The sequence below is a fragment of the Bacillus sp. SD088 genome (assembly GCF_017355205.1).
Classification (GTDB): domain Bacteria; phylum Bacillota; class Bacilli; order Bacillales; family Bacillaceae_C; genus Lederbergia.
In genome coordinates this window covers 1-1,398 of sequence record NZ_JADIJK010000065.1, presented here as the reverse complement: position 1 = coordinate 1,398, position 1,398 = coordinate 1, and the positions used below count along the sequence as shown (strand labels likewise).

The 1,398-nt window shown below is 38.8% G+C and carries 1 protein-coding gene; it reads left to right on the top strand.

The genetic code is table 11. The annotated features are described in order from the left end of the window. Positions 1-155: 155 nt before the first annotated feature. Positions 156-1,385, top strand: a complete 1,230-nt coding sequence (locus IPU53_RS24625; RefSeq protein WP_207454165.1) for an IS4 family transposase — start codon at positions 156-158, stop codon at positions 1,383-1,385. The last annotated feature ends 13 nt before the right edge of the window (positions 1,386-1,398 follow it).

The following is a 1,398-nucleotide window of genomic DNA, read 5'->3' as shown; positions in this document are numbered from 1 at the left end:
CACTAGCGTTGCATTAAATTTCCACCCAAAAGTCAAGAGAAAATAACTATGCCAAAATTATGAATAATGACAATTATCACTACAAAAGTCCACAAAAAAACCTTATAATTAGGGAATGGTAGTCCTGTCCAAATCCCTAAATATAAGGAGTAACCATGGGCAATTATACCATAAAAACTGTATTCAAGGAATACATCCATCCATTGGAACCAAAAGTTATTCAAAAAATGATCGATTACGCGGGTATTGATAAATACGTGAAAAAGCTCGAGACTCTTAAGTATGTTTATATATTCCTATACGCACAACTAAAAGGGTTCACAAGTTTGAGAAGAGTGAGTGAACAGGTGAGCCGGAAGAAAAATGTTCAGAGACTAGTGGGATTAGAAAGCATCAGTAAGTCGCAGCTTTCTCGTAAAAATCGAAGTATCCCCCCGGGGGTTTGCCAAGCCGTTTTACACCATTTAATTCAACAACTGCACCAAGTCATGGGACCAAAAAAGGCAAAGGAGGAACTTGGAAAACTGATTTTGATTGATTCCTCTACCATTTCGATGTGTCTTAAACAATATGAATGGGCCGATTTTCGAGAGACAAAGGCTGGGATAAAGCTCCATACATCTGTGGTTTTTATTGGGGAAGAATCATATCCAAATGCTGTCATTCCAACCCCTGCCAGACCAGCTGATGAAACACAGTTAGACGCACTCATGACACCGGATAAAAAGGCCCTCCATGTCTTTGATCGGGGATACTACAACTTTGAGAAATTTGAACTTTATTCTTCGAACGGAATTCGATTTGTTACACGGATTAAAAGCAATGCCGTAGTAGATGTAATCGAAGAGTTACCAGTCGATCCATCTTCTTCCATTATACGACACGCCATTGTGAAAATTGGCACCATGAAGACCCCTTTACAATTAGTCGAGACAGTAGATAGCGAAGGGAATAAGATTTCCATTATCTGCAATGACGCAAAAGTCAAGGCGGAAGAGATCGGTGATCTTTATCGGAATCGGTGGCAGATTGAATTATTTTTCAAATGGATCAAACAACATCTTGTCCTGAAGACGTTATACGGAAAAGGAAAAAATGCGGTCTATAATCAGGTTTATATTGCGATGATTACCTACTGTTTAACCTTACTCATGAAGAAGAAAATAGGCTACAAAGGAACATTGCTTGAAATGCTAAACGGTATGAGTGATTATTGGTCAAAGCCTATGGTTGAGCTTATTTCAGAGTTATGTAAAGAACCAGAGCGATCTTCTAATGGTCGACGAAGGCTTGAACATCAGCGGATTTTTGAAGAAACTCTCGCACAATATGAATCTGGGGATATTTTCCATTTGGAGGACCTAACTTACGATCCAATCATTTGAGTCCATGTACATT

Coding starts and splice junctions, on each gene's coding strand:
- IPU53_RS24625 (WP_207454165.1), top strand. CDS start 156: ATGGGCAATTATACCATAAAAACTGTATTCAAGGAATACATCCATCCA.